Origin of the sequence: Herminiimonas contaminans, from assembly GCF_015645465.1 — a bacterium.
GTDB classification, from domain to species: Bacteria; Pseudomonadota; Gammaproteobacteria; order Burkholderiales; family Burkholderiaceae_D; genus Oxalicibacterium; species Oxalicibacterium contaminans.
Window position 1 is genome coordinate 323,104 of record NZ_JADOEL010000003.1, and the last position, 25,128, is coordinate 348,231.

Below are 25,128 nucleotides of genomic sequence, written 5' to 3' on the forward strand. Positions count from 1 at the left end.
ACATGGCGACCGTAAAAATCCCAGTAAATGGCCTGAGCCAGCTTGCCTATGCAGTATCTGGCGGAGGCAATAGCGCCTATCAGGACGCTTTCAATAACGAAGCCGCTTTCCAGAGCAAAATTGCACAGGCTATGGCCTCGACACGCAAGGCAAATGCTGAAGCCGATGCCGAGATAGAAGCAGCCAATAGTCGCCGCCCTGAAGCAATTCGCAGCAATGCCATGACAGGTCTCGGTATCCCTCAGGATGCAGTGCCAGACGTGGAGAACTTCCAGAACTCAGGCTATATCGGTAAATACCAACTTCCTGCGAACACAGCTGGCCCGACAATGGATCAGCCAGAATGGGTTGGAAAACTTGGCAATCTCGGTCGGATGATTGCGGCCACGCAGAATGCTGTGACGCTTGGCGATAAGAACAGCGAAAACGTGGCAAAGAGCTACGGTGTGTATGACAACATCAACAAGCAGGATCGAGTTATCTCCGGCGATTTAGCTGCATCAAAGCTTGGCCAGGCTGTGGCCGCAGCGGCAGGTAAGCCACTAGTTACAGGGAATGAATATGGCGTGGTCGATAACTTCACGGGCACTGTTGACGACACCAATCCTGTCGCTAAACGTTTCGGAACTTACCGGGACGCTCAAACTGGTGCTTCACGCGCATCTGCTGCTAACAGCTACGCCAGTGCTGATCAACACCGTGCCACTACCGACTACACTCGCAGCAAGATTGGACAAGGGCAGACGACCACGCTTCCGGATGGTACCGTCATAACTACAGGTGGTACGCCTCCAAAGCTCACGGAACTACAAGGAAAGGCAATGCTGTTCGGCTCACGTGCAGCAGAGGCAGATGCAATCCTGAATGATGTCGGAGATAAATACTCGCCAGCCGCGATCAACACGAAAGCTTACGCAGAAGGCGTGCCAATAGTTGGCGGTGGATTGGCGGCGGCTGGAAACACTTTCCTATCCAAGAATTCACAGAAGGTGGAGCAAGCACAGCGAGATTTCATCAATGCGATTTTGCGTCTTGAATCCGGCGCAGCTATTGCTGAGAGCGAATTCCAGAATGCCAAGAAGCAGTACTTCCCGCAACCCGGTGACTCTAAAGACGTTATCTCCCAGAAGGCGCGTAACCGCCAAACGGCAATTAGTGGACTGCGCACTATGGCCGGTCCCGCCGCTGGTTCTGTTCAGCCTCGCCAAGGCGCAGCACGCAACGTAACCGTGGATTACTGACATGGCCTACTCAATCACTACCAAAGACGGAATCACGATCGACAATATTCCGGACGGTATCGCGCCAGATGCACCGGAACTGAAGCAGCGTGTAGCAGACCTGCGCGCTTCCGGCGGTCAACCGGCCACACCGAAACCATCCTTGTCAAATCCAGAAACCAAAGCGCCGACAAGCGGCTATGTAATGGGCTTGCGGGATCCTGTTGATGCTGGCGCTCAAATGCTGCGACGTGCGGTACCAGAAGGGGTGGCCAAGGCAATCGATAATTTCGGTAACTGGCTGTCTGAAAAAGGACTGCCGGTTGCGAGATCAAATGGCGTTGAAGGCGTCGACCAGATTGTCACAGATGTGAACAAGCAATATGACAAGCAGCGCGGCGATGCTGGCGTAGACGTGGGGCGTATTGCCGGAAATATCGTCAATCCTGTAAATATGGCTCCCGGCATGGCCCTTATGCGTGGAGCAAACACATTGGGTAGTTTGGCATTACGCGGCGCTGCCGCTGGTGCAATGGGCGGTGCATTGCAGCCCGTTGTTGATCCAGGTGATGACTTCGCGGCCAAGAAAGCTGTACAGGCGGGAATAGGTGCGGTTGCTGGCGGTGTCTTGACTCCTGCAGTATCAAAAGTCGCAGAACGTGTCGTCCGAGGCGGACAGTCTGCTTCTGGATCCCGGGTGGCACCTGATATCGATGTCGCTATGAATAACCTGTTTGCGCGGCAGGGCATCAATCCTGCAGACCTCAATGACAGCATCCGGAATTCGGTGCGCTCCCAGATTGACGAGGCGTTCCGTACACGCACCCGCATTGATCCAGCCGCAATCATTCGCCGTGCCGAATTTGAAGCTGTAGGACTTTCAGGTGATGCAGCCCCGACCCTCGGCCAAGTAACGCGAGATCCGATGCAGTTCGCCAAGGAAAAGAATCTCTCCGGCATCAATATGGATGGCCAGAATGAGCTGTCCGCACGTTTCCAGAATCAGAATCAACGGCTTGCAGGCGTATTTGATCGGGCAGGTGCGACTAGTGCGACTGATCGCGGTACGGCTGGCGACACATTAATTAATGCGCTTCGCCAGGCAGATGAACCGGTGAAGCAGGGCGTTGACGACCTCTATACGGCGGCGCGTAACATGTCGAACGGCCGTGTTGCAGATCTTGATCGTGCCGCATTCTCCGATGCCGCCAACACCGCTCTGGATGACGGAATGCTGAATGCATTTGTCCCGTCAAATGTACGCGGCTTACTCAACGATATCACCGCAGGAAAAGGCCCATTCAATGTCGAGTCCGCTGTACAAATCGACAGTCTGCTCTCCAAAGCGCAGCGTCAAGCAGATCGCTCTGGTGACAGTGCAGGCGCATTTGCGATCGGCAAGATTCGTACTGCCTTACACGATGCGCCATTGGTCGGCTCCGGACCAGGTGCCGCTGCAGCACGATCAGCAGACGATGCAGGGATGTCGGCCGCAGCGAATGCGGCGCGCACCGTCGACGAAGGGATAAGCGATGTTCCATTTCGTGAGGTGCCGACACGCCCAGAGCTACCGTCTCCTGGCGTGAATGCGGTTGAGGCGGCAAAAACACCTCAGTTTTCACAGATAAATAGCGACTTGGCAACTGCAGCGCCGCCTGCAGCTGCTCCAATTGATGAAGGCCAACTAGCCCGTGATGCCTTTGATCAAGCTCGGCGCGCAGCACGAAACCGGTTCGCGACGATCGAGGATACGCCAGCACTGAAGGCTGCACTTGATGAGGTGGCACCGGACAATTTCGTCAAGAAGTTTGTTTTGGCGGCAGATGCTCGAGACGTTGCAGCGCTGCGGCGCGTGTTGGCCAACAGTCCACAGGCTCAAGAACAGGCGCGAGCCCAGGTCGCTGATCACCTGAAGCGTGCAGCATTTGGTGAGAATCCATCCGGTGATAAAGCGTTCTCGGCTGATCGCTATCTCAAGACCTTGCAGTCATTCGGTCGGCAAAAGCTGGAATTGTTCTTTTCGCCAGATGAAGTTGTCCGCTTGAACCTGGCCGGAAAGGTTGCGAGCGATATCAATAGCATACCCGTAGGCGCGCGATATGGCACCAATACGTCGGGGACTGCAGCAGCAGCTGTAAATGCGATAACAGGGATTTTGAGCAAGGTGCCGGGCGGCTCACTGTTGGGCGCACCGTTGAATTTCCTGAAAAATGAAGCAGGCACGTTGCGTAACCAGCAGGCCATTCGCCAGGCCTTACGCGCGGCTCCGGAACAGATCGCGCAACCACTTCCCGCAAACGTAGCCAACGCGCTGCAACTGTTCGCCACGGGCAGTGGAGCGGGTGGCGGTGCTGCGCTGGCGCCAACGTTCGAGTAAAACGAGCATGCAGACCCCGAACAAGGGTCCTAGTGTTGAAGCCAGTATAAGTCTGATGGTTTCGTTGCTCATGCCGTTTTATGGAAAATATTTCTAATCGGTGGTGATTAAATCCGTCTATGCAAGCATCTAAATATATACCAACGACGGACTTTTCCGATGACGAAGCCAATAACACTGGCGGTCGGTCGACTGTTCGCACGGATCGCGTTGATGCTGAATACCAGAATATATCGAAAAGTATAAATGCGCTAGTAGATAACCTGGCGCTCATTCAGCGCGATGACGGGAAGCTGGCTGATGCAGCCGTAGAGCCATACAACCTTAGTTCGGCAACAAAAGCGTATGTAATGGCGACCAAGTGGAATGCCAGAGGTCTGTGGGCAACGGGCGTTACGTATGCGGTCAATGACATGGTTGATGTTGGTGGCGCTGCATATGTTTGTGCCGTGGCGCACATGTCTACAAACTTCGCTGCCGACTATGCTGCAGGACGCTGGCAAGTATTTGCAACCGCAGCAACTGCTGCTGCAATTGGCTTCGCACAGACGTCAGAAATTCAAGCTAACAATGTTCAATCCGCGATAGTCGAATCAGACGCAAAGAGCCGCGCCGGATATCTACCAACGCTATCCGCACTTTTCGGAGGTTTCTAAATGGCTAGCGCCCCTTCTTTTATCAGCGTTCCAAAAACACCTACTGCGTCTTTTGCAAATGCTGACGCTACGGCATTCAAGCCGATCTATACAGGTGGTGCTTTGGGTTCTCGTATTGATACCTTGTTCGCATCGAACAGCGATCCAGCTAACGCGTATGTGTTGCAGCTGGCTCTTACTAAATCTAGTGTCGACTATGTAATCGGCGAGGTTGCGGTGCCCATGGGAGCTGGGACAAACGGCTCTGCCAAATCAGTAGCCGTTTTGAATCAGACAGACATTCCTGGCCTGGCATATACAGAAAATGGAGCGCTCTACTTGGAGGTTGACATTATTCTTCGGGCCCGCGTTAAAAGCACCGTGGCGGGATCAAATACTGTACAAGTGTGCGGCGTAGGCGGGGACTACTGAGATGTTGCCGGGATTTGATGCCGTGCCCCTAAAGCGGGAATTTTTGAATTTAATGAAAAGAGTTGGTTTTACTCCGCTCAATCCTGCAAATCTCGTGCACCGGACTGGGAATGAATCAATAGCAGGTATCAAGGATTTTTCTGATTCGCCAACCGTGCCAACGCCAACGTTGCCTGCGCAAGCGGTCAGCAAAGCATACGCAGATCAATTCATTGCACTGTTGCCGATAATTGGTTTGCTTTTCTCTACAGCTGGCGCCTCAAATGCAATGACTCTATCGGCTGGACGAGCAGCTGATTCGACTGGTTCCGTAGTCATGTCGCTTGCGTCATCGATCACTAAGACTACTGCGGCATGGGCCGTTGGCAACGCAGGCGGGTTGGACACCGGCACGATCGCAAACAGCACCTGGTATCACTTCTATGAGATTCGCCGCCCGGATACTGGCGTGGTGGACTGGATATTTTCTCTTAGCCCCACAGTACCCACATTGCCGACCAACTATACGCAGTACCGGCACATTGGTTTCGGATTTATCAATGCAAGTACGCAGTGGCGTCGTTTCTTTCATGATGGCGACGATTGGACGTGGGATGCACCTACGCTTGATATTGATGTAACAGGACCGGGCGCCACAGCCGTTTCGCGTGTGCTGGCTGTGCCAACTGGAATCTCCGTAATTGCTAAGTTTAATTACGCTGCGTATGACCCGACAAACGCCAACGGCATTGTCGGTTATTTCAGTGATTTAAGAGCGCAGGACTTGGCGCCATCTAATGTGAGCGCACCATTAAGTGCTTCGTCATCAGCATCTCAAAGTAGTGTCGGTGGTTTGTCAACACAGGAAGTTAGAACCAACATTAGCGCTCAAATTCGATCTCGAATAAATGCCGTATCGGGCACCGCAGTTTTGAAAATGTCCACCATTGGCTGGACATACAAGCGGGGAGGATAGGCAATGCCGTATGTTCAACGACATGCAGGAAAAGTGGTCGGTCTATTTGAGTTTCCACAGCCTGGATATGCAGAGGAATTTCTCAACGATAGCGATCCGAAAGTGATTGCGTATCGCAATCCGATTGTCATCCAGCAGACCGTGACCCGCTTTCAGGCTCGTGCTGCGCTGCTGAATACGCCAAGCCTGCATGACGGATTTAAAAACATGCTGGAAGAAGTGGAAGCGTTCATGGTTTCCGACCAGGTTGATCCACTGGCACGACTGGCATGGACTGACGCACTGGAATTCAAGCGCACCAGCCCGACCATTCAAGCCCTTGCGCCATTGCTCGACTTGAGTGGCGATGATCTTGATCAGCTGTTTATTGCCGCCGCAGGAATCGACGCATGAGATCAACCGACCAACCGGGCGAACGTCGTGCATCGGATCCAATACTGCGTTCGCTCAATGGCCTGCAACGCACCCTTGATCATCGGCATACCGAAAGCGTGAACCAAATGACAGTCTTAAATGAGAAGGTCGATCGCGTACTGGCTGGATTTCCGGACGGCGACCCCGATGGACACCGACGATTTCATGAGGCGTTGATTCGCAAGGCCGAAGCTCGCGAAAAGTTCTGGAATGACATGCGCGCCAAGCTGATAGAGCGCGGCGTCTGGGCGACATTGCTGGCGTTGGGCGGTGCCGTCTTGTTTGCAACAAAGGAGTATTTGCACAAATGAACTTTGACCAGGCATTCGACCGGCTGATAGGACATGAGGCCGGATTCAGCAACGATCCTAAAGATCCGGGGAACTGGACCGGCGGTAAGCCTGGTGTCGGCATCCTCAAGGGTACGAAGTTCGGTATTGCTGCAAACACATATCCTGATCTGGACATAGCAAACCTCACACTCGCGACAGCCAAGGCGATTTATAAGCGCGACTGGTGGCTGAAAGTCGGGGCCGATGAAATTGACGGCGCGATCATCTTCCAACTTTGGGACTTCGCAGTTAATGCTGGCATGGGCAACGCAAAACGTGCACTGCAACGCGCCGTCAAGGTGGCAGACGACGGGAAGATTGGCCCTATGACAATCGCCGCTGTGAAGGCTATGTCTGTAACTGACGTACTCATGCGCTTCAACGCGCAACGCCTTCGCCATTACACATCATTGTCGACGTGGCCGACATTCGGGAAGGGCTGGACAAACCGGGTAGCTGGGAATCTCGACTACGCTGCCGACGACTCATAGGGGAAATCATGGATCCGCTCACCATTGCACTATCACTCGCTGCCCAGTTCGCGCCTGGCATCATCAAGTATTTAACCGGGAGCGATACAGCTGGTACCGTCGCTGGCCAAGTTGTGGACATTGCCAAGACGGTGACCGGCAAGACAGATCCCGAGGAAGTGATTAAAGCCCTGCAGGTTGACCCAGGTCTTGTCCTGCAGTTTCAAACGGCTGTACTGAATAGCGAAGCCGATCTGGAAAAGGCATATTTGGCTGATCGGGAAAGCGCCAGATCGCGGGATGTCGAACTGGCCAAGCTGGGACGTAAGAACGTCCGTGCTGACATCATGGTGGCATTAGATGTAATCGGCTTAATCGCCTGCCTGGTGGTGTTGTGCCTGTTCCGTGATGCTATTCCAGGTGAAACGGTCGGCTTGATCTCGACCATCGCGTCAATCTTTGGCCTGTGTCTACGCGACGCTCACCAGTTTGAGTTCGGATCGAGCCGCAGCTCATTGTCAAAAGACGACACCATCAAGAATCTGACGAAATAGGCTTCACCATCTCCGGGCCGTCGTTCCTGTAGCTGCCGACGGCCTTGGTTACCTGGTACCACTCAAACGCATCTGACGGCAGCGCCGCCGTTCTTGCAAGGTTCTCGGCGTACTCTGCCGAATTCGACATATCCACCCATTCCATAGCGTCCCTTGCCGTCAGCACGATCGGGCGTCTGTCGTGCACGTCGACCATGCCGCCCATCGATGCCGATGTGACGATCGCAAAGCCCGCATCTTCCGCGCGCTCTGCTGGATCCGGTTTCCAGTTGGATACCGCTGCAATAAACATCGGGGCTTGATCCTTTGGCCGAATGAACCAAGGCTGCTTGTTCGGTTTCTCGCCCGTCCACTCATACCAGCCGTCGGCCGGCACGATCATGCGGCCATGCATCCAGAGTGATTTCCAATAGCGCCCCAGCGCCTTTTCTATGGTGGCGTTGATGTCAGCCGGTCTGCCTTCCGACTTTGCCCAGCCGCTGTGGTATCCCCAGCGCATTGGCTCTGCCGTATAGTGTTCGCCGTCCAGCATGTGTATGCCCAGCACCTTGGAGCCTGGTGCCACGTTAAACCGGCGGGGCGGGGGCATGATGTCGAATATTGCGTCCGGTGGCATGCCGATGCTTTCGGCATAGTCCATTAGGTCACGCGCCTGGGATATTCGTCCACACATGGCTACTCCTTTTCGCTGGGGTGCTTGTATCCGCTTACGCCTTTGCGATCGGCTTCCATTTCGGCGCTCAATCTCCGGCTATTTTCCAGACTTGGTTCGTTGGCAATCTGTTCTTTGAGAGCACCAACGATCATGCCGACCGAGCCCATTTCACCCGGTAGAGATCGTGCAAGCTGGTCGGCTCGGGCAACAATGGAGAATAAACGCCGGATTTCCCAAAGCAAAGCCCGGACGTCCGGATCGTCTGGATGACGGTCCTGAATGGCTTTGATTTGCTCAAGTGTGAGCGGCGGTTTGAAAAGGCTTTGAGATCGCATGACGGGAACCCCGACACAATAATATTAGACAGTGTCTAATATACAGCGCTGTGCGCACATACAGTTATGTGCGTAAGTCTTTGATTTTATTGGTCGGGACGGTGTGATTCGAACACACGACCCCTTGCACCCCATGCAAGTACGCTACCAGGCTGCGCTACGCCCCGACGAGCGAAAAATTATACCAGAGCCGTGATGTGTTTTCGCCATCTGCGAGTCTGAAATTCATCTGCGGCAAGTCGGTGCTCAGGATAATTTTGTCGATACGCGCCTAATTTTTGCAGGCGTACCTGCGATCTGCTTGGGCGTGCGTGATGGGGCCTGGCTGACTGCCGATGGCGCACGTGTTTGTGCAACCGGAGCCACCTCCGCTGAACTCGATCGGTAACCTATCCGGAAGCCGCCCCAATGCTTACCGTGTACATAAATCGGCACCGATAAGTCATGCATGACTTCACCGGTGTCGCGTTTATAGGTCTGCAATAAAAATGGTTTGGTATTCGAGCCGCAGCGCTTGCCGGTGCGATCGGTGAAGATGCGCTTGGTGCGATTATTCACCAGGTCGACATCATAGTCGCCGGTCAGCGGCTTGGAGAATTTTTTGTTATGGGTAGGGAAGTAGCCATTGTCATCGACTGCACCTGCGTAGGCCAGTTGTGGCATCGCGTCCAGTATCGGCTCCTGTATATCGGGTAATACCCGATCAGTGTAGGCGTCGAATTGCGTGCTGTGTTTGGGCGGCGATGTATTCGGTAAGAGCCGGTACTGGCGATCAAACAGGGCGGCTTCAGTGATGCTGCCGTTCGCGATTGCTTGCTCAAAGAGCTTGCCAATTTGTTGAGCTGCCGTACTGGCGACCATGCGAATTTGATCGTGCTGCGTCGCGGCACCGCTTTCGGCGATCGCGTCGTAGACGATTTCAGCGCGTTCCGATAAGGCCATAGCGGAAGCAGCGACGCGTGGCAACTCGGTATCCGTTTCCAGCATGCCGTCGCGTATCTTGAGGATGGCTGCGGCGATTTTGTGCGTGGTCTCTACATGTTCGCGTGAGGCGTGCGCGATTTGCTGTATCTCTTCTTCCGAAGTGCTGGCAGCGCGTTCTATATTGCTGAGAAAGCCATGCACACGCTCCACGTTTTGTGATGCTTCCATCACCTTGCTGCTGAGTGCCTGCATGCCACCAGCTGCGCGTTCGGCTTCCACGTTAATGGCTGTCACCATGGAGCCGATATCATCGGTAGCTTCCTTGGTACGCTGCGCTAGTTGTCGTACTTCACCCGCTACCACGGCAAAGCCGCGACCGTGCTCACCGGCGCGCGCTGCTTCGATCGCTGCATTTAATGCGAGCAGGTTGGTGCGTGCGGCGATTTCACTGATAACTTCAGTGATGCCATGTATGCGCCGTGATTTTTCCTGCAACACGCGCATCATTTCCGACGCGGTTTGCGCATCGTCGCGCGCCTTGCTGATTTGCTCCAGACCCTGGTTGACTTCCGTACGTCCGGCGACGCTTTCGGTACGTACTTCAGCCGCGATACTGGATGCGCGCTCTGCATTTGCGGCGATTTGCTCGGTGGTGCTGGCATTTTGCTCGGAACCGGCAACGATGGCATTTGCTGCCTGCACATCCTGTGCGATTTTGTTTTTGATGGAGTCGACGAAGAACGAAGTTTCGGCTGCACCTATCATGATGTGATCGATCTCACCGCCTACCTTGTTGCCAAAATCGGTATGCTTGCTGCCACCACCTGGGCGCAGCACGAGCAGCAAACTGGTACTCAGTAATGATGCGATCAGCAGCAGCCAGGGCAGGCCGAGTATTTCATTGCTTAGCTGTGTGCTTAGATGTGCGGCGACGTAGGCCAGGCCGCTGCCAAATGCAATTGCGACTAACAGCAGGGTACTTTGTTGCAACCATAGGGGAAAACTTTTGTTCCTGAACATATCGCGGTCTCCACGCAGATAATCTGCCGTGCCTTGATTTAGTTGAAGGTGGCACGTGCAGACAGAACATAAGAAAACAACAAGTTTTGATGCTGCTATGTGACCACCGGGCGGTGGCTGCATGCAGTAAGTTTAATTCGTGTGATTTGATCTTACTCACGCTTGCTTACGCGCAGCTTATGCGGAGGCGGGAAATAGCCGAAGACACGAAAAGTCACATTTCAATTTCCCGGTTAATGTAAAAATGGAAACATGACTACATACTGGATGGTGTCCAAATGAAGAAATTGAAGGCTGGCGACAGCTGCGCCGGAAGTACACACTTGTTAATCGCTGCAAGGTGCGGCCAGAGCGGACGTCATGCAGATATATGCAGCAGCGCTCATATTGGTAATGCCGGCAATGCTGCGTACTATGTCTGTCTTTCTGTGATTGTCTGTAAATCATGACCTTTCCGGCGACCCGACTTATTTCAGCTGCGAGCCAGGTACCACGATTATTTGCGGCCGGGAGCCTGCGTGGTGCCATGGAGGAAATCATGGCGGCCTATCAGCAGCAGGGTGGCACTGCATTTCATACGCAGTATGGACCGTCAGGCAAGCTGAGGCAGGAAATAGAAGCAGGTGTGCAGGCAGATGTGTTTGCTTCGGCTTCGGTGGGACATACCGAAGCGCTGGCGCAGCAGAATCTGCTCGGTACATCTACACTGTTCACGCACAATGATTTATGTGTGCTGGCGCGGCCTGATCTGGATTTGCATGGCGATGATTTGCTGGCGCTGCTGGCTGATCCGGCGGTGCGTATAGCGACCTCGACCCCGGTGAGCGATCCGATGGGCGACTATACCTGGCAGTTCTTTCGCAATGCAGACAAGCGGCAAGCCGGGTTTTATGCAGCCATGAATGCAAAAGCGATCAGGCTATCGGGAGCGCATATTCCCGCAGCAGATGAGCGCCTGCCTTATATCACTGCATTTGAAGCAGATAAGGCAGATGCATATATCATGTACTGCACGAATGCGATTTCGACGCGCATAGTGTTGCCGCAGCTGCAGGTGATCGCTATCCCGGATGAGCTGAACGTACGCAGCGCCTATGGAATCGCCGCAGGCAAGCAATCCGAGCAGGGGCAACGCTTCGTGCACTTTGTATTGTCGGCTGCGGGCCAGGCCATACTGAAGAAGCATGGCTTCGGTTCGTGCTGAAAGACAGGAAACAGAATACGACCCGCAACATGGCGGGCAGATAAATTTGTTATGAATGAAGTCGTTTAATCATGCAGGGGCTTTTCGAATTTGAACAGGATGGACGCTATCCCTTGCGTCGCATTCCTATGATCATGCGTTTCAATCTGGATACTTGCGGTATCCGCATTTCCCTGACCGCGTGGATTACACTCAGCCGTGATGAGCGCGAAGAGCTGGTCGCCTTGCCATGTGTATCGCCTGCAGAGCAGCAGGCTTATCGTGAGCGACTCGCAGCCTTGCTGGCAGTGCACGCGGATAATCCGGATGCGGTGATAGAAACGGTAGAGATCGATCCGTCGCCTGTATGGGCTGACTTAAGCGCAGTGCCGGATGTGGTAGCGCAGGGATTGGCTGAATTGTCACTGCCTGTGCCTGCGCATGAACAATGGACAGGCTTGAATGATTTACAGCGCTTTGCGCTGACCAAGCTGACGCGTTCGGGACACAAGAATGCCAATTTGCTGCCCGCACTGAAAGAGTTCGGACTGGTGTGAGTTGGCAGCAGCAAACAAACAGGATAGCGTGATGACGATCAAAATTAGTACGAACTTCGATGCCGGTGCGATAGAGGTAGTGCGCGCAGAGAGCGCTGCCGCGATAGAGCTGAATTTGCGCAAAGATAGCCACGCCGATATCGCGCAATGGTTTTACTTCCGCTTGCAAGGTGTACGTGGTGAACGCTGCAGCATGCGCATCCTGAATGCGTCGGAAGCGACTTATCCGGATGGCTGGCAGAACTACCAGACAGTCGCCAGCTACGACAGAAAGCATTGGTTTCGCGTACCGACTTCGTACGACGGCAAAGTGATGACGATAGCGCATACGCCACAGTACGACAGTGTGTATTACGCCTACTTCGAGCCTTACTCATGGGAGCGCCATCTGGATTTGCTGGCGCGTGCGCAAATGTCCGCCAGCGCGCAGGTGCAGGATCTGGGCAATACAGTGCAAGGGCGCGATTTGAATGTGGTGGTCATTGGCGATCCGGCTGCACAGAAAAAAGTGTGGGTGATTGCGCGCCAGCATCCGGGTGAGAGCATGGCTGAGTGGTTCGCCGAAGGCATGATAGATGCGTTGCTGGAGTCCACAAATCCTCTGGTGCAGAAGCTGCTCAGGCATGCGGTCTTTTACATCGTGCCGAATATGAATCCGGATGGCGCCTACCTGGGCAACCTGCGCACCAATGCTGCAGGCGCCAACCTGAATCGTGAATGGATGACGCCATCGCTGCAAAGCAGCCCGGAAGTCTGGCATGTCAAAAACAAGATACACGAGACCGGCTGCGATCTCTTCCTCGATATCCATGGCGACGAAGGCTTGCCCTATGTCTTCGTTGCAGGCAGCGAAATGCTGGAAGGATTCTCCCAGCAACAGGCAGATGAACAGCAGCGTTTCATAGAGCAATTCCTGCGTGCCAGCGAAGACTTCCAGACCGAGTTTGGTTATGCCGCCGGTAAGTATCGGGCCGATATGCTGAAGCTGGCTTCCAAATACATAGGCCATACCTTCAAATGCGTTTCGCTGACACTGGAAATGCCATTCAAGGATAACGCGCATAGTCCGGAGCCCAAGCTGGGCTGGAATGGCGCGCGCAGTGCCAAGCTGGGGCAGGAAATGCTGCAACCCATCCTGCATCATCTGGAACGGAGTGCACGATGAGCCTGGAGATAGAACGCAAATTCCTGGTGCTGGGTGACACTTGGAAGAAGCTGGGATCACCGCAGGCTATACGCCAGGGTTATTTGTCTTCGCAGCGCGATCGCGTAGTGCGCGTGCGGATAGAAGATCAGACTGCAACGCTGACCATCAAGGGGCGTGTGACTGGCATCACGCGTGGTGAGTGGGAGTACGAAATCCCGCTGGCCGAAGCGGATGAATTGCTGAATGGCCTGTGTGAGCGCCCATTGATAGAGAAAAACCGTACCCGTATCGTGCACCAAGGTATGGTGTGGGAGGTGGATGAATTCTTCGGTGAGAACCAGGGGCTGGTGGTGGCAGAGATCGAACTGGAAAGCGAAAACCAGGTGTTTGCCAAACCGGACTGGGTCGGCGTCGAAGTGACAGATGATGCACGTTACTTCAACGCCAATTTGCTACGCCATCCCTTTACCGCCTGGTGAGGTAGGGCTCAGTGCAGGTGGGTCGATCCCACCGGCGCATCTTCCGGCATTTCTGCATGTACCAGTTCGGCATTCATGTCCGGATACAGCGGCGTGCCGCAGTCATCGCAGAATTCCATAGGGAAGCATTCGAGATGACGCTTCACATTCACGATGCCGCATTCTTCCAGCAGGGCGAGGATTTCCTCTATCGGTGATTTACGCTCGACGTCGGCCGAGATCACAGGATCGCTTGGTACCTCGACGCTGCGATATTCCAGCTCTGCATCGTCTTCTTCACCGTACAGCGGCCATACCGTGCCATACACCACATCCGTGTCATTAAGACGGGTAAAGCTGATGCGATATTCATCAACCCGGCCATCGGTCGATTCCTCGCCAAAGCTGCCTATGATGGCTTGCAATTCGGATGCTTCGACATTCAGTGTATGCGTCAGGTAATGCACGGCAGCGCGTATCGAAGCGGGGCGGATTTGTTTGTCGCCTTCGCGGCAGGCAACAAAGTAGGCTTCCGGTAACAGCAATTCGATGCCGCAACCCGGCAGCAGGTGCGCAATATTCGGTAACGCCTGCGCACTCCATTGCGTCAGTGCATTATCGCGTTCATTCGGATTGGTCGATACTTGCCAGCGGAACAGCGGCTCACCTGCAACTGCAGTAACTACGGCCAGCAGGTAACGTGTGTCAGCCAGGAAGGGCGCCGTTTCTGGTGCCTGGCCTGGTGGTTTGAGCGTGACGTCTTTCAGCGCAGATTGCGCCATGCGATGCGTGAAGGCAAAGGTTTCTGCATGCGTGCGCGGCAGCTGATCGATAGAGAATAGGGCAGAGGCCATCACCATCTTTGTATTCGGGGCCAGTATATGCGCCTGGAAGTGTGCTGATAGGGTCGCGGCCATCTCGGCTGGTATCGCTCCCGATGCAATCGAGAAACGTGTCCAGGCAAGTATCGGCATGGCGACCAGCAAGGCATCGTGGAGCACACCTTCGTGTTCGACTTGGCAGGATTCGCTGGCGGCTTCCACGCATTCCATCAGGCCATCGTAAGCATCCGATTCCTGTTTGAATAAATGATCGAGTGCGGCATCGATAGTGTCTTGATGATCATTCTTCAGCAGTTTGCGCAGCACGACATCCAGCTGGCGCTCCCAGTTGCGTTCTTCCAGACGGCTGGCCGCCTGTATAAGCGCCTGGGCGAGCGTCGCCAGGCGCTGGCTGTCGGCGGATAGTTTGTGACTGGTATTTTTATTCGGACGACGCATGTCAGGACAATCTGAAGTAGGGCGATGAAGGTATTGTAGTGGATTACGCTGACACCGCACGTTTGTGCAGGGAAAGTATGCTGATTCTTATGAGTTGATGGTGGCTGGCACGCTTTCGTATGCGTACGGCATAAAAAAAGCCGCATGCAAGCATGCGGCTTTTTTGCAGATGTTGTTTCCATTCATCACTGAACGGAAACAACAGGCATTACGCGGCCAGCAATTGACGCAAGACGAATGGCAGGATGCCACCGTGCTTGTAGTAATCAACTTCGATAGGAGTATCGATACGCAGCAGTACTTTGACGTCACGGCTTTCGCCATTCGCGCGGTGGATGACCAGGGTCACTTCCTGTTGCGGACGCAGATTGCCTTCCAGGCCTTTCAGGTCGAAGGTTTCATCGCCGGTGATGCCGAGCGTGGTGACGCTGTCATCGCCGAGGAATTGCAGAGGCAAGACGCCCATGCCGACCAGGTTGGAACGGTGGATACGTTCGTACGAACGTGCGATCACTGCCTTGACGCCCAGCAATTGCGTGCCTTTGGCTGCCCAGTCACGCGACGAACCGGTACCGTACTCTTCACCAGCGAAGACCATGGTTGGTGTGCCTTCTGCAACGTAGCGCATTGCTGCATCGTAGATCGACATTTGTTCGCCGCTAGGCTGGAACAGGGTAACGCCGCCTTCAACACGCGAACCGTCCGGTTTGGCCGGGATCATCAGGTTTTTGATACGCACGTTGGCGAAGGTGCCGCGCATCATGATTTCGTGATTGCCGCGACGTGAACCGTAGGAGTTGAAATCGGATTTCATCACGCCTTTTTCGCTCAGGTATTTACCAGCCGGGCTGCTGTCCTTGATCGCGCCTGCAGGCGAGATGTGATCAGTCGTGATCGAATCACCAAACACGCCGAGTGCACGTGCTGCGGTGATACCGGTCGCTGCTGCTTTCGGCTCCATCGCGAAGTCGCTGAAGAACGGTGGTTCCGCGATATAGGTCGAGGTTGGCCAATCGTAGACCTGACCTTCAGCCACGCCCTTGATTTGCTCCCACAGCTTGCCTGGTGCGGTTTTGACTTGTGCGTAGTTGTCCTTGAAGGTCTTCGCATTCATCGCAAACTTCATCAGCTTGGCCACTTCCTGGCTGCTCGGCCAGATGTCACCCAGGTAGATGTCACGGGTTTTGCCATCAGCACCTTTGCCGCGGCCGACAGGCTCGGTCATCAGGTCGCGTGTCATGTTACCGGCAATCGCGTAAGCGACGACCAGTGGTGGCGAGGCGAGGAAGTTGGAGCGGATGTTCGGGTGGATACGCGCTTCAAAGTTACGGTTACCAGACAGGACGGCCGAGGCGACGATATCGTGCTGCACGATCGCTTCGTTCATCGCTGGTGTCAGGTCGCCGGCATTACCGATACAGGTGGTGCAGCCGTAGGCGGTGACGCCGAAGCCGAGTTTTTCCAGGTAGGGCAGCAAGCCTGCTGCTTCCAGGTACTCGGTCACAACGCGCGAGCCAGGGGCCAGCGAAGTTTTGATATGTGGCGATACTTTCAGGCCAGCTTCAACGGCTTTCTTCGCGAGCAAGCCTGCGGTCAGCAAGACGCTAGGGTTGGAAGTGTTGGTGCATGAAGTAATCGCAGCGATCAGCACGTCGCCGTTTTTGACTTTGACGCCGTCGCTGTTGGTGTAGGTCGCATCCAGGTCTTCGATCTTTTTGTTGAAGCCGTTTTCCGAAACAGGTTTGGCAAACAGTTCTGCGAAGTTGTGTTTGACGTTACCGATTTCGATACGGTCTTGCGGACGCTTAGGACCTGCGAGCGAAGGTGCAACCGAACCGAGATCCAGCGCGACGACGTGGGTGTAGTCGATTTCGCCGGACTTAGGAATGCCGTACAGGCCTTGTGCCTTGAAGTAGTTTTCAAAGGCGTCGATTTCTGCCTTGGTACGGCCGGTACCTTTGAAGTAATCGATGGTTGCATCGTCGACCGGGAAGAAGCCCATGGTCGCGCCGTATTCCGGTGCCATGTTGGCGATGGTGGCGCGATCGGTCAGTGACAGCGAGGCGGTGCCTTCACCGAAGAATTCGACAAACTTGCCGACGACTTTTTCCTTGCGCAGCATTTCGGTGATGGTCAGTACCAGATCGGTAGCGGTGACGCCTTCACGCAGTTGGCCGGTCAGGTTCACGCCGACCACATCTGGTGTCAGGAAGTAGACCGGTTGACCCAGCATGCCGGCTTCCGCTTCGATACCGCCTACGCCCCAGCCAACTACGCCGATGCCGTTAATCATGGTGGTGTGCGAATCGGTACCGACCAGGGTGTCAGGGTAGTAGACGCTATCTTTTTGATGTACGCCACGCGCCAGGTATTCCAGGTTGACCTGGTGCACGATACCGAAGCCTGGTGGCACGACGCCAAAGGTGTCGAATGCCTGCATGCCCCATTTCATGAACTGGTAGCGCTCGTTATTGCGCTGGAATTCCAGTTTCATGTTGAGGTCGAGTGCATTTTTTTGACGGAAGTGATCGATCTGGATGGAGTGATCGACGACCAGGTCTACCGGCACCAGTGGTTCGATGTTCTTTGGGTTCTTGCCCATCTTTTCAGCAACGCCACGCATGGCGGCCAGATCAGCCAGCAGCGGTACGCCGGTGAAGTCTTGTAGCACCACGCGTGCCACGACGAAAGGAATTTCATCGGTGCGGCTGGCGTTAGGCGACCAGTTGGCCAGTTGGCGGATGTGTTCTTCAGTTACTTTTTTGCCGTCGCAATTGCGCAGCACCGATTCCAGCACGATACGGATGGAAACCGGCAAACGGGAAACATTCACGCCGAGTTTTTTGCCCAGAGCAGGCAAGGAATAGAATTCGCCTTTCTTGGAGGCTGTGATATTGAATTCCTTAAGCGTATTCAATGTGTTACGCGACATGATTTCTCCTTAATACAAATAACCGAGGCATTATTTACTACCCGATGCCGTCAGATTTCGGCGGCGGCTTGCGGCATCGTTTTACTTCCTTTAATTCCTATCCCTTAGCCTTTGGCAGCGAGTGCTTTGGCTTGTTCAGGGTTGCGGCATTCATTCGCCAGCTGCTGGCCTTTACGGGAGTCGAGCAACATCGCTTTCGATGGGATGTTGATCCAGACCAGGCCTGCTTTACGGTTTTCAAAACGGTTGGCACCGGTGCTGGTACCGATGCGACCGAGGCGATGCACTTTGTTTTGCCAGCGGATCGCCATGTACTTGTCGTCACCGACGTTGTTGTAGGTCGTGATCTTATTGCCCAGTTCACAGTTGTAATGGGTCACGGTCGAGCCTTCGATATTGGCTTCGCCCAGATCTTCCTGTTCGTCTTCACCGGCTGCTGCGGCAGCGGCCGGGGTTGCAGCAGCGGCTGCTTTGGCTGGTGCTTTTTTGGTTACCTTGGCGGCTGGCTTTTTTGCCGCTTCCTTGTTGCCGGCAGCCGATTGTGCAAACGCCGGAGCGATTGCGGAAGACATGCCGATCAGAAGGAATGCGCAGAGCAATTTTTTCATTCGATATTCTCCAAAAATTTTTAACTCACCCACATCAGGTTTGATGCGGGCAAACGGGTATTCATAAAATTGTATGTGCGACTGCAGGCAGCGTTAAACCGCTGGCCTGGGCACGTTGCAGGATGGTCCAGTAATAGCGATAACTGGCGCGATCATGCAGCTTGCCATTATGTTGTATCGGGCCCCATTGAATAGCATGGGCTTGCGCCAGGATTTCTGCCGCTTCATTGACTTCGGACAGACGTGGTGCAAATGATTTCAATATCGGTTTGATCTGGTTCGGATGTATGCTCCACATCCGCGTATAACCAAATTCCGCCGCAGCGCGATGCGCATCACTGGCGACGACTGAGGTGTCATTGATTTCAGTCGTGACGTTATGCGAAGGCACCTTGCCGTGGGCGTGGCAGGCGGCCGCAATTTCCAGCTTGGCGCGTACTAATAAAGGATGCGTGAACTGTCCCGGGGAACGCATGGCATTACCGGGTATCGCGCCGTAATGGTCAGAAACGAAATCCATCACGCCGAACGACAAGCATTCGACCTGGGGCAGGGCAGCGATGGCAAATGCGTCTGCCAATGCGCCATGCGTTTCTATTAATACGTGTACCGGCAATTGTTCGCGCCCATGCTGATGGGCGTGACGATTGATGAGCGCAATTGCGTTCTCCACATCGGCGACGCTTTCAACTTTGGGGACGACCAGGTAAGCCAGTTTTTGTGCGGCGTGTTGCAGGATGATTTCTATATCCTGCGCAAAAAATTCGCTGCTGACATCGTGCACACGGGCGCCGATGCGGGCAAACAGGTTTTCTTCGCCGGCGACGAGTGTGCCGAGCAGATGCGCATGTGCTGTTTCATTGCCATGCGCAGCACCATCTTCACAGTCAAACGTAATATCAAAAACCGGGCCGAGCTCTTGCTGCAGCGCCAGCGATTTACGCATCAATTTCTCGGAACCGGCATAGTGATCGCATGCCGGTATGGAAACCGGTGGGCATTTGCCTTGAAATAGGACTTCTGAAGGATGCATGTATGTTGCGTAATTGTCGATCTTGGTCGGACTTGCTACGAAGGAGATGGGCAGGTCTGCCTGCCCATCGATGCGCGCATTAGCCTAGGAGATGTTTCACACCTTCGCGTTCTTCGAGCAATTCTTTCAGGGTCAGGTTGATGCGCTCTTGCGAGAATGCATCGATTTCCAGGCCTTGAACGATTTTGTATTCGCCGTTTTCAACGGTGACAGGGAAACCGAAAATGGTGTCTTTCGGAATGCCGTACGAACCATCGGAAGGGATACCCATGGTGACCCATTTGCCGTTGGTGCCGAGCACCCAGTCACGGACGTGGTCGATCGCTGCGTTGGCTGCCGAAGCTGCCGACGATACGCCGCGTGCGTCGATGATGGCTGCGCCGCGTTTGCCGACTGTAGGCAGGAATACGTCTTTGTTCCAGACTTCGTCGTTGATCGCTTCTTTAACCGATTTGCCATCAGCTGTTGCGAAACGATAGTCAGGGTACATGGTAGGCGAGTGATTGCCCCAGACCGTCAGTTTTTCGATCGAGGTAACTGGCTTGCTGATCTTCGCTGCGATTTGCGACAGGGCACGGTTGTGATCCAGGCGCAGCATGGCGGTGAAGTTTTTGGCTGGCAGGTTAGGGGCCGATTTCATTGCGATGTACGCATTGGTGTTGGCTGGGTTGCCGACGACCAGTACTTTGACGTTGCGCGATGCAACTGCATCCAGCGCTTTACCTTGTACCGTGAAAATCTGTGCATTGGCTTCCAGCAGGTCTTTACGTTCCATGCCTGGGCCGCGTGGACGTGCGCCAACCAGCAAGGCAACATCTGCGTCTTTGAATGCGGTCATCGGGTCGCTGTGTGCGGTGACACCTGCCAACAGTGGAAACGCGCAATCGTCGATTTCCATGATCACGCCTTTCAGCGCTTTTTGTGCTTTTTCATCAGCGATTTCCAGCAATTGCAAAATAACTGGCTGGTCTTTACCCAGCAAATCGCCGTTAGCGATGCGGAACAGAAGGGAATAGCCGATCTGGCCGGCGGCGCCGGTAACGGCGACACGCATTGGGGCTTTAGCCATGTTGAATCTCCAAGGTAGTGATGAGTGAGGTCAGGTATTGGGAATTTATTCCGCGTGGCGCAATGATACAGTTGAATACCCGATAAGTCAGCGGGGTCAAAGCGCTTATGATCAACATAAGCTCAACTTAAGCTCAATATTTACCGCAACTTTCTGTTGGTAAAATTTGTGCTCAGCTGTATTGCCCACGAGTTTAGGCTTGGCAAGTTTGGCTGTCAATATATATCTTATGTCTTATATAAGACATGTTATTTTCAAGTTTTGCTGGACGGCGGGGCTGCTTTGTGGTGAAATCCGTCCTATGAGTTCAGCGCCAACTACCTTGCCTAACAATAATGCAGCCGCTACTGCTGGCGGTGCGACACCTTCGCCCACTTTCAGTCCGCTGTATCAGCAAATCAAGGCTCTTATTACCCGTAGCCTGCAATCCGGTGAGTGGCGTCCCGGCGAATTGATCCCCAGCGAAGTCGAGCTGGCAAATCGCTTCAAGGTCAGCCAGGGCACCGTACGCAAGGCTATCGACGAACTTTCCGCCGAAAACCTGGTGGTTCGACGTCAGGGGAAGGGTACTTTTGTTGCGACGCACCATGAGGCGCGCGCGCAATTCCGCTTCCTTCGCCTGAAGCCGGATGTCGGCGAGCCGCTTTATCCAGATAACACGATTATTGATGCCAAGCGCCTGCGTGCGCCGGCTGATATCGCACGTCAGCTCGACATCAAAACCGGTGATTCCGTGGTCTTCCTCAAGCGCATGCAGTCTTTTGATAATGCGCCTACCATCCTGGAAGAACTGTGGTTGCCAGGGACTATCTTCAAAGGATTGTCGGTGGAGCGTGTGCTGCAGTACAAAGGTCCGATGTACGCGCTGCTGGAGACTGAATTTGGCACCCAGATGATAAGAGCTGTCGAGAATATCAAGGCGGTGGTGGCGGATCAGGTAACGGCGGATTTATTGCAGTTGCCGTTGAATACACCGTTGCTCAGCGTGACCCGCGTTTCATTTACATATGGTGATAAACCGGTCGAAGTAAGGCGCTCTTACTACGTGACAAACAATCATCATTACCGTAACGATTTGAACTAAAGTTGCAGCTAATTCAATAAACCAGCAAGCCCGTATTATTAAATAAGCAAGCCAGTTGATAATGAAAAATAATTTGTATTGCTGTGGCGCACCAATATCGGTGAAAATTAGTGGTTTATCTCGTTTTGGAAAGTCCTGCCATGTCTGATTCACTCAAAACCGGCAAGAGAGAGTTCCGTAATATCAACGTTACAGATCTGCTCCGATATCGCTTTCCACTTGCTGCGATACAGTCGATATTGCACCGCGCCAGTGGTGCTTTCATCTTCTTGCTGTTGCCATTCATCCTTTTCCTGCTGGACAAGAGCCTGCTGTCCGAAATCTCTTTTGAGCATTTCAGGGGCATTGCTTCGCACTGGTTCGTCAAACTGATTATCCTCGCGCTGGTCTGGGCGTATCTGCACCATTTCTGCGCGGGCATACGCCATTTGCTGATGGATGTGCATGTCGGCGTCGATAAGGTCACCGGCAAGAAATCTGCCCTGATCGTATTCGCTGTCAGCCTGCCTTTGACCGCACTGGTCGCCCTCAAACTGTTTGGAGCATTCTGATGCCTATCGACAATATCGGACGTCACCGCCTGGTCGTTGGTGCGCACTACGGCGTAAGGGACTGGCTGGCGCAACGCATCACGGCCATCGTGATGGTGCTGTACACGGCGGTGCTGCTGATCACCTTTCTGACTGCATCGGATTTTAGCTATGAAGGCTGGGCGGGCTTGTTCGCGCAGCAGTGGGTCAAGATGTTTACGTTTGTTACGTTCCTGGCTTTGTTCTATCACGCCTGGGTCGGCATGCGGAACATCTGGATGGATTACATCAAACCGGTTTCTATACGCCTCACATTGCAGGTCGCCACGATTTTGTGGCTCGTCGCTTGCGCCGGATGGACGGCGCAAATTCTCTGGAGAGCGTAACGTGGCAGCAATCAAAACCAGCATTCCGTCACGTCACTTTGACGCCATCATTGTCGGTGCCGGCGGTTCCGGCATGCGCGCATCGTTGCAACTTGCAGAAGCAGGTCTGAACGTCGCAGTCTTGTCCAAGGTATTCCCGACCCGTTCGCATACGGTTGCTGCCCAGGGCGGTATCGGTGCTTCACTCGGCAATATGGCGGAAGACAATTGGTACTGGCATATGTTCGATACCGTCAAAGGTTCGGACTACCTGGGCGACCAGGATGCTATCGAATTCATGTGCCGCGAAGCGCCGAAAGTCGTCTACGAGCTGGAACACTTCGGCATGCCTTTTGATCGCAACTCCGACGGTACGATTTACCAGCGTCCGTTTGGCGGTCATACCGCAAATTTCGGTGAAAAGCCGGTGCAACGTGCATGCGCGGCGGCGGATCGTACCGGTCACGCCTTGCTGCATACGCTGTACCAGCGCAATGTGCGCGCCCGTACCCATTTCTTTGTTGAATGGATGGCGATCGACCTGATGCGTGATGCGGATGGTGATGTGATCGGTGTCGTCGCACTGGAAATGGAAACCGGCGACGTCATGATGCTGGAAGCCAAAACTACTTTGTTTGCGACCGGCGGTGCAGGGCGCATCTGGGCTGCTTCGACCAATGCCTTCATCAACACCGGCGACGGCATGGGCATGGCAGCACGCGCTGGCCTGCCACTGGAAGATATGGAATTTTGGCAGTTCCACCCGACCGGCGTGGCTGGTGCAGGTGTGCTGATTACCGAAGGCGTGCGCGGTGAGGGCGGTATTCTGGTGAATAGCCAGGGCGAACGCTTCATGGAACGTTATGCGCCTACACTGAAAGATCTGGCGCCACGCGACTTCGTATCGCGCTCGATGGATCAGGAGATCAAGGAAGGCCGTGGCTGCGGTCCGCTCAAGGATCACGTGATGCTGGACCTGCGTCACATCGGTGCTGAAACCATCCAGAAGCGCTTGCCATCGATCCTGGAAATCGCGCACAAGTTTGCGAACGTTGACGCGACGCGTGAGCCGATTCCCGTCGTGCCTACTATCCATTACCAAATGGGCGGCATTCCAACCAATATCCATGGCCAGGTCGTGGTGCCGAAAGATGGCAACCCTAATCACGTGGTCAATGGCCTGTACGCGATCGGTGAGTGCGCTTGCGTCTCGGTACACGGTGCGAACCGTCTGGGTACCAACTCCTTGCTCGATCTGGTGGTATTCGGTCGCGCTGCGGGTAACCACATCGTGCAGAGCAATTTGAAGAGCCGTTCGCACAAGCCTTTGCCAGCTGATGCAGCTGATCAGGCACTGTCGCGTTTGTCACGCCTGGAGAACAACACCGGTGGCGAACGTGTACAAGACGTGGCGAACGATATTCGCTCGACCATGCAACAGTATTGCGGCGTGTTCCGTACGGATGAATTGCTGCAAACCGGCTACAAGAAAATCATGGAACTGGATGAGCGTCGCAAGCACGTCTCGTTCAAGGACAAATCACGTGTCTTCAATACGGCACGTATCGAAGCACTGGAGCTGGATAACCTGATTGAAACTGCCAAGGCGACCATCACCTCGGCAGCTGCACGCAAGGAATCACGTGGTGCGCATGCGCATCGTGATTTCGAGAAGCGTGACGATGAAAACTGGATGAAGCACTCGCTGTTTTATTCCGAAGGCAATCGACTGGACTACAAGCCGGTGGTGACCAAGCCGCTGACGGTAGACACCTTCAAGCCTAAACCACGTACTTTCTAAAAGGTCAGAACATGGCACGGACTCTCAGATTACAGATTTACCGCTATGATCCTGACAAGGATGCAAAGCCGTACATGCAGGATGTGACGGTAGAATTGCATGATCATGACAAGATGCTGCTGGATGCCTTGCAGCGCATCAAGGCGACCGTCGATGACTCGCTGGCCCTGCGTCGTTCCTGCCGTGAAGGCGTGTGCGGCTCGGACGCGATGAACATCAACGGCAAGAACGGCCTGGCTTGTACCACCAATTTGAATGAGTTGACCGAGCCTATCGTATTGCGTCCTTTGCCAGGTTTGCCGGTGATCCGCGACCTGATCGTGGACATGACGCAATTCTTTAAACAATACGATTCCATCAAACCGTTCCTGATTAACGATACAATCCCGCCTGAGAAGGAACGTTTGCAGACTCCTGCCGAACGCGAAGAGCTCGATGGCCTGTATGAGTGTATCCTGTGCGCCTGCTGCTCGACTTCGTGCCCGTCATTCTGGTGGAATCCTGATAAATTCGTCGGTCCGGCCGGTTTGTTGCAGGCCTACCGTTTCATAGCGGATAGCCGCGATGAAGCCACTGGTGCACGTCTGGATAATCTGGAAGATCCATACAGATTGTTCAGATGTCATACAATTATGAATTGCGTGGATGTTTGTCCCAAGGGTTTGAACCCGACCCGCGCAATCGGCAAAATCAAGGAACTGATGGTGCGCAGGGCTGTATAGTGCGCAATTCGACGAAACGCAGCGCGTTAGTCGCTG

The 25,128-nt window shown here is 54.1% G+C and carries 26 protein-coding genes and 1 tRNA gene; 18 read left to right on the forward strand and 9 right to left on the reverse strand.

Going from position 1 to position 25,128, the window contains the following annotated elements; all coding sequences use genetic code 11:
- Window positions 1–2 precede the first annotated feature (2 nt).
- The 9 genes from IXC47_RS06120 (at window position 3) to IXC47_RS06160 (ending at window position 7,389) form a co-directional block, all read left to right on the forward strand.
- Window positions 3–1,241 carry a hypothetical protein gene (locus IXC47_RS06120; RefSeq protein ID WP_195875005.1) on the forward strand — a complete coding sequence of 413 codons (1,239 nt, stop codon included), beginning with the start codon at window positions 3–5 and terminating at the stop codon, window positions 1,239–1,241.
- Between the two features lies 1 nt (window position 1,242).
- Window positions 1,243–3,597: a hypothetical protein gene (locus IXC47_RS06125; RefSeq protein ID WP_195875006.1), complete on the forward strand. Its 2,355-nt coding sequence runs from the start codon at window positions 1,243–1,245 to the stop codon at window positions 3,595–3,597.
- 119 nt (window positions 3,598–3,716) lie between these two features.
- Window positions 3,717–4,253, forward strand: a complete 537-nt coding sequence (locus IXC47_RS06130; protein ID WP_195875007.1) for a hypothetical protein — start codon at window positions 3,717–3,719, stop codon at window positions 4,251–4,253.
- Window positions 4,254–4,664, forward strand: a complete 411-nt coding sequence (locus tag IXC47_RS06135; RefSeq protein ID WP_195875008.1) for a hypothetical protein — start codon at window positions 4,254–4,256, stop codon at window positions 4,662–4,664.
- A gap of 1 nt (window position 4,665) precedes the next feature.
- Window positions 4,666–5,619 (forward strand): hypothetical protein, encoded by a 954-nt coding sequence (locus IXC47_RS06140; protein WP_195875009.1) that lies wholly within the window; start codon window positions 4,666–4,668, stop codon window positions 5,617–5,619.
- A gap of 3 nt (window positions 5,620–5,622) precedes the next feature.
- The gene (locus IXC47_RS06145; protein ID WP_195875010.1) at window positions 5,623–6,012 is read left to right on the forward strand and encodes a hypothetical protein; all 390 of its coding nucleotides are present in this window, start codon (window positions 5,623–5,625) and stop codon (window positions 6,010–6,012) included.
- A complete protein-coding gene (locus IXC47_RS06150) occupies window positions 6,009–6,344 on the forward strand; it encodes a hypothetical protein (RefSeq protein WP_195875011.1) in 336 nt (111 codons plus the stop codon). The genes IXC47_RS06145 and IXC47_RS06150 overlap by 4 nt, the downstream gene beginning before the upstream one ends.
- Window positions 6,341–6,856, forward strand: coding sequence for a glycoside hydrolase family 108 protein (locus IXC47_RS06155; RefSeq protein WP_195875012.1), 516 nt, complete (start codon window positions 6,341–6,343; stop codon window positions 6,854–6,856). The genes IXC47_RS06150 and IXC47_RS06155 overlap by 4 nt, the downstream gene beginning before the upstream one ends.
- Before the next feature lie 8 nt (window positions 6,857–6,864).
- Complete coding sequence (locus IXC47_RS06160) at window positions 6,865–7,389, forward strand: hypothetical protein (RefSeq protein ID WP_195875013.1); 525 nt, start codon at window positions 6,865–6,867, stop codon at window positions 7,387–7,389.
- On the opposite strand, the gene IXC47_RS06165 is transcribed toward IXC47_RS06160, so the two are convergent.
- From IXC47_RS06165 to IXC47_RS06180, 4 genes are all read right to left on the reverse strand, one after another.
- On the reverse strand, window positions 7,370–8,062 hold the full coding sequence (locus IXC47_RS06165; protein ID WP_195875014.1) for an SOS response-associated peptidase: 693 nt from the start codon (window positions 8,060–8,062) through the stop codon (window positions 7,370–7,372). The genes IXC47_RS06160 and IXC47_RS06165 overlap by 20 nt on opposite strands.
- Before the next feature lie 2 nt (window positions 8,063–8,064).
- A complete protein-coding gene (locus IXC47_RS06170; protein ID WP_195875015.1) occupies window positions 8,065–8,379 on the reverse strand; it encodes a hypothetical protein in 315 nt (104 codons plus the stop codon).
- Between the two features lie 90 nt (window positions 8,380–8,469).
- Window positions 8,470–8,546 (reverse strand) — tRNA-Pro (locus tag IXC47_RS06175).
- A gap of 79 nt (window positions 8,547–8,625) precedes the next feature.
- Complete coding sequence (locus IXC47_RS06180) at window positions 8,626–10,323, reverse strand: methyl-accepting chemotaxis protein (protein ID WP_195875016.1); 1,698 nt, start codon at window positions 10,321–10,323, stop codon at window positions 8,626–8,628.
- A gap of 445 nt (window positions 10,324–10,768) precedes the next feature.
- Between IXC47_RS06180 and modA the strand changes: the two genes are divergently transcribed.
- The 4 genes from modA (at window position 10,769) to IXC47_RS06200 (ending at window position 13,689) form a co-directional block, all read left to right on the forward strand.
- Entirely contained in the window at window positions 10,769–11,527 is a 759-nt protein-coding gene (modA, locus tag IXC47_RS06185; protein ID WP_195875017.1) for a molybdate ABC transporter substrate-binding protein, read from the forward strand.
- A 71-nt stretch (window positions 11,528–11,598) separates the two neighbouring features.
- Window positions 11,599–12,063 (forward strand): nitrate reductase associated protein, encoded by a 465-nt coding sequence (locus IXC47_RS06190; RefSeq protein ID WP_175626735.1) that lies wholly within the window; start codon window positions 11,599–11,601, stop codon window positions 12,061–12,063.
- A gap of 31 nt (window positions 12,064–12,094) precedes the next feature.
- Window positions 12,095–13,228, forward strand: a complete 1,134-nt coding sequence (locus IXC47_RS06195; protein ID WP_195875018.1) for a M14 family metallopeptidase — start codon at window positions 12,095–12,097, stop codon at window positions 13,226–13,228.
- Window positions 13,225–13,689: a CYTH domain-containing protein gene (locus tag IXC47_RS06200; RefSeq protein WP_195875019.1), complete on the forward strand. Its 465-nt coding sequence runs from the start codon at window positions 13,225–13,227 to the stop codon at window positions 13,687–13,689. Before IXC47_RS06195 ends, IXC47_RS06200 begins: the two co-directional genes overlap by 4 nt.
- 8 nt (window positions 13,690–13,697) lie before the next feature.
- On the opposite strand, the gene IXC47_RS06205 is transcribed toward IXC47_RS06200, so the two are convergent.
- The 5 genes from IXC47_RS06205 to IXC47_RS06225 form a co-directional block, all read right to left on the reverse strand.
- Complete coding sequence (locus IXC47_RS06205) at window positions 13,698–14,948, reverse strand: DUF2863 family protein (RefSeq protein ID WP_195875020.1); 1,251 nt, start codon at window positions 14,946–14,948, stop codon at window positions 13,698–13,700.
- A gap of 208 nt (window positions 14,949–15,156) precedes the next feature.
- Complete coding sequence (acnA, locus tag IXC47_RS06210) at window positions 15,157–17,880, reverse strand: aconitate hydratase AcnA (protein ID WP_195875021.1); 2,724 nt, start codon at window positions 17,878–17,880, stop codon at window positions 15,157–15,159.
- A 104-nt stretch (window positions 17,881–17,984) separates the two neighbouring features.
- On the reverse strand, window positions 17,985–18,488 hold the full coding sequence (locus IXC47_RS06215) for a hypothetical protein (protein WP_175626740.1): 504 nt from the start codon (window positions 18,486–18,488) through the stop codon (window positions 17,985–17,987).
- A 61-nt stretch (window positions 18,489–18,549) separates the two neighbouring features.
- Window positions 18,550–19,521, reverse strand: coding sequence for an HpcH/HpaI aldolase/citrate lyase family protein (locus IXC47_RS06220; protein WP_195875022.1), 972 nt, complete (start codon window positions 19,519–19,521; stop codon window positions 18,550–18,552).
- A 79-nt stretch (window positions 19,522–19,600) separates the two neighbouring features.
- Window positions 19,601–20,590, reverse strand: coding sequence for a malate dehydrogenase (locus IXC47_RS06225; RefSeq protein WP_012079360.1), 990 nt, complete (start codon window positions 20,588–20,590; stop codon window positions 19,601–19,603).
- 301 nt (window positions 20,591–20,891) lie between these two features.
- Between IXC47_RS06225 and IXC47_RS06230 the strand changes: the two genes are divergently transcribed.
- The 5 genes from IXC47_RS06230 to IXC47_RS06250 all read left to right on the forward strand — a co-directional run bounded on the left by IXC47_RS06230 (window position 20,892) and on the right by IXC47_RS06250 (window position 25,092).
- Complete coding sequence (locus tag IXC47_RS06230; protein ID WP_175626742.1) at window positions 20,892–21,674, forward strand: GntR family transcriptional regulator; 783 nt, start codon at window positions 20,892–20,894, stop codon at window positions 21,672–21,674.
- Window positions 21,675–21,814: 140 nt separating this feature from the next.
- The gene (gene sdhC, locus IXC47_RS06235) at window positions 21,815–22,225 is read left to right on the forward strand and encodes a succinate dehydrogenase, cytochrome b556 subunit (protein WP_175626743.1); all 411 of its coding nucleotides are present in this window, start codon (window positions 21,815–21,817) and stop codon (window positions 22,223–22,225) included.
- Window positions 22,225–22,590, forward strand: a complete 366-nt coding sequence (gene sdhD / locus IXC47_RS06240) for a succinate dehydrogenase, hydrophobic membrane anchor protein (protein WP_175626744.1) — start codon at window positions 22,225–22,227, stop codon at window positions 22,588–22,590. Before sdhC ends, sdhD begins: the two co-directional genes overlap by 1 nt.
- A 1-nt stretch (window position 22,591) precedes the next feature.
- Window positions 22,592–24,370, forward strand: a complete 1,779-nt coding sequence (gene sdhA, locus IXC47_RS06245; RefSeq protein WP_124572518.1) for a succinate dehydrogenase flavoprotein subunit — start codon at window positions 22,592–22,594, stop codon at window positions 24,368–24,370.
- A gap of 11 nt (window positions 24,371–24,381) precedes the next feature.
- Window positions 24,382–25,092 (forward strand): succinate dehydrogenase iron-sulfur subunit, encoded by a 711-nt coding sequence (locus tag IXC47_RS06250; RefSeq protein ID WP_124572517.1) that lies wholly within the window; start codon window positions 24,382–24,384, stop codon window positions 25,090–25,092.
- Window positions 25,093–25,128 lie beyond the last annotated feature (36 nt).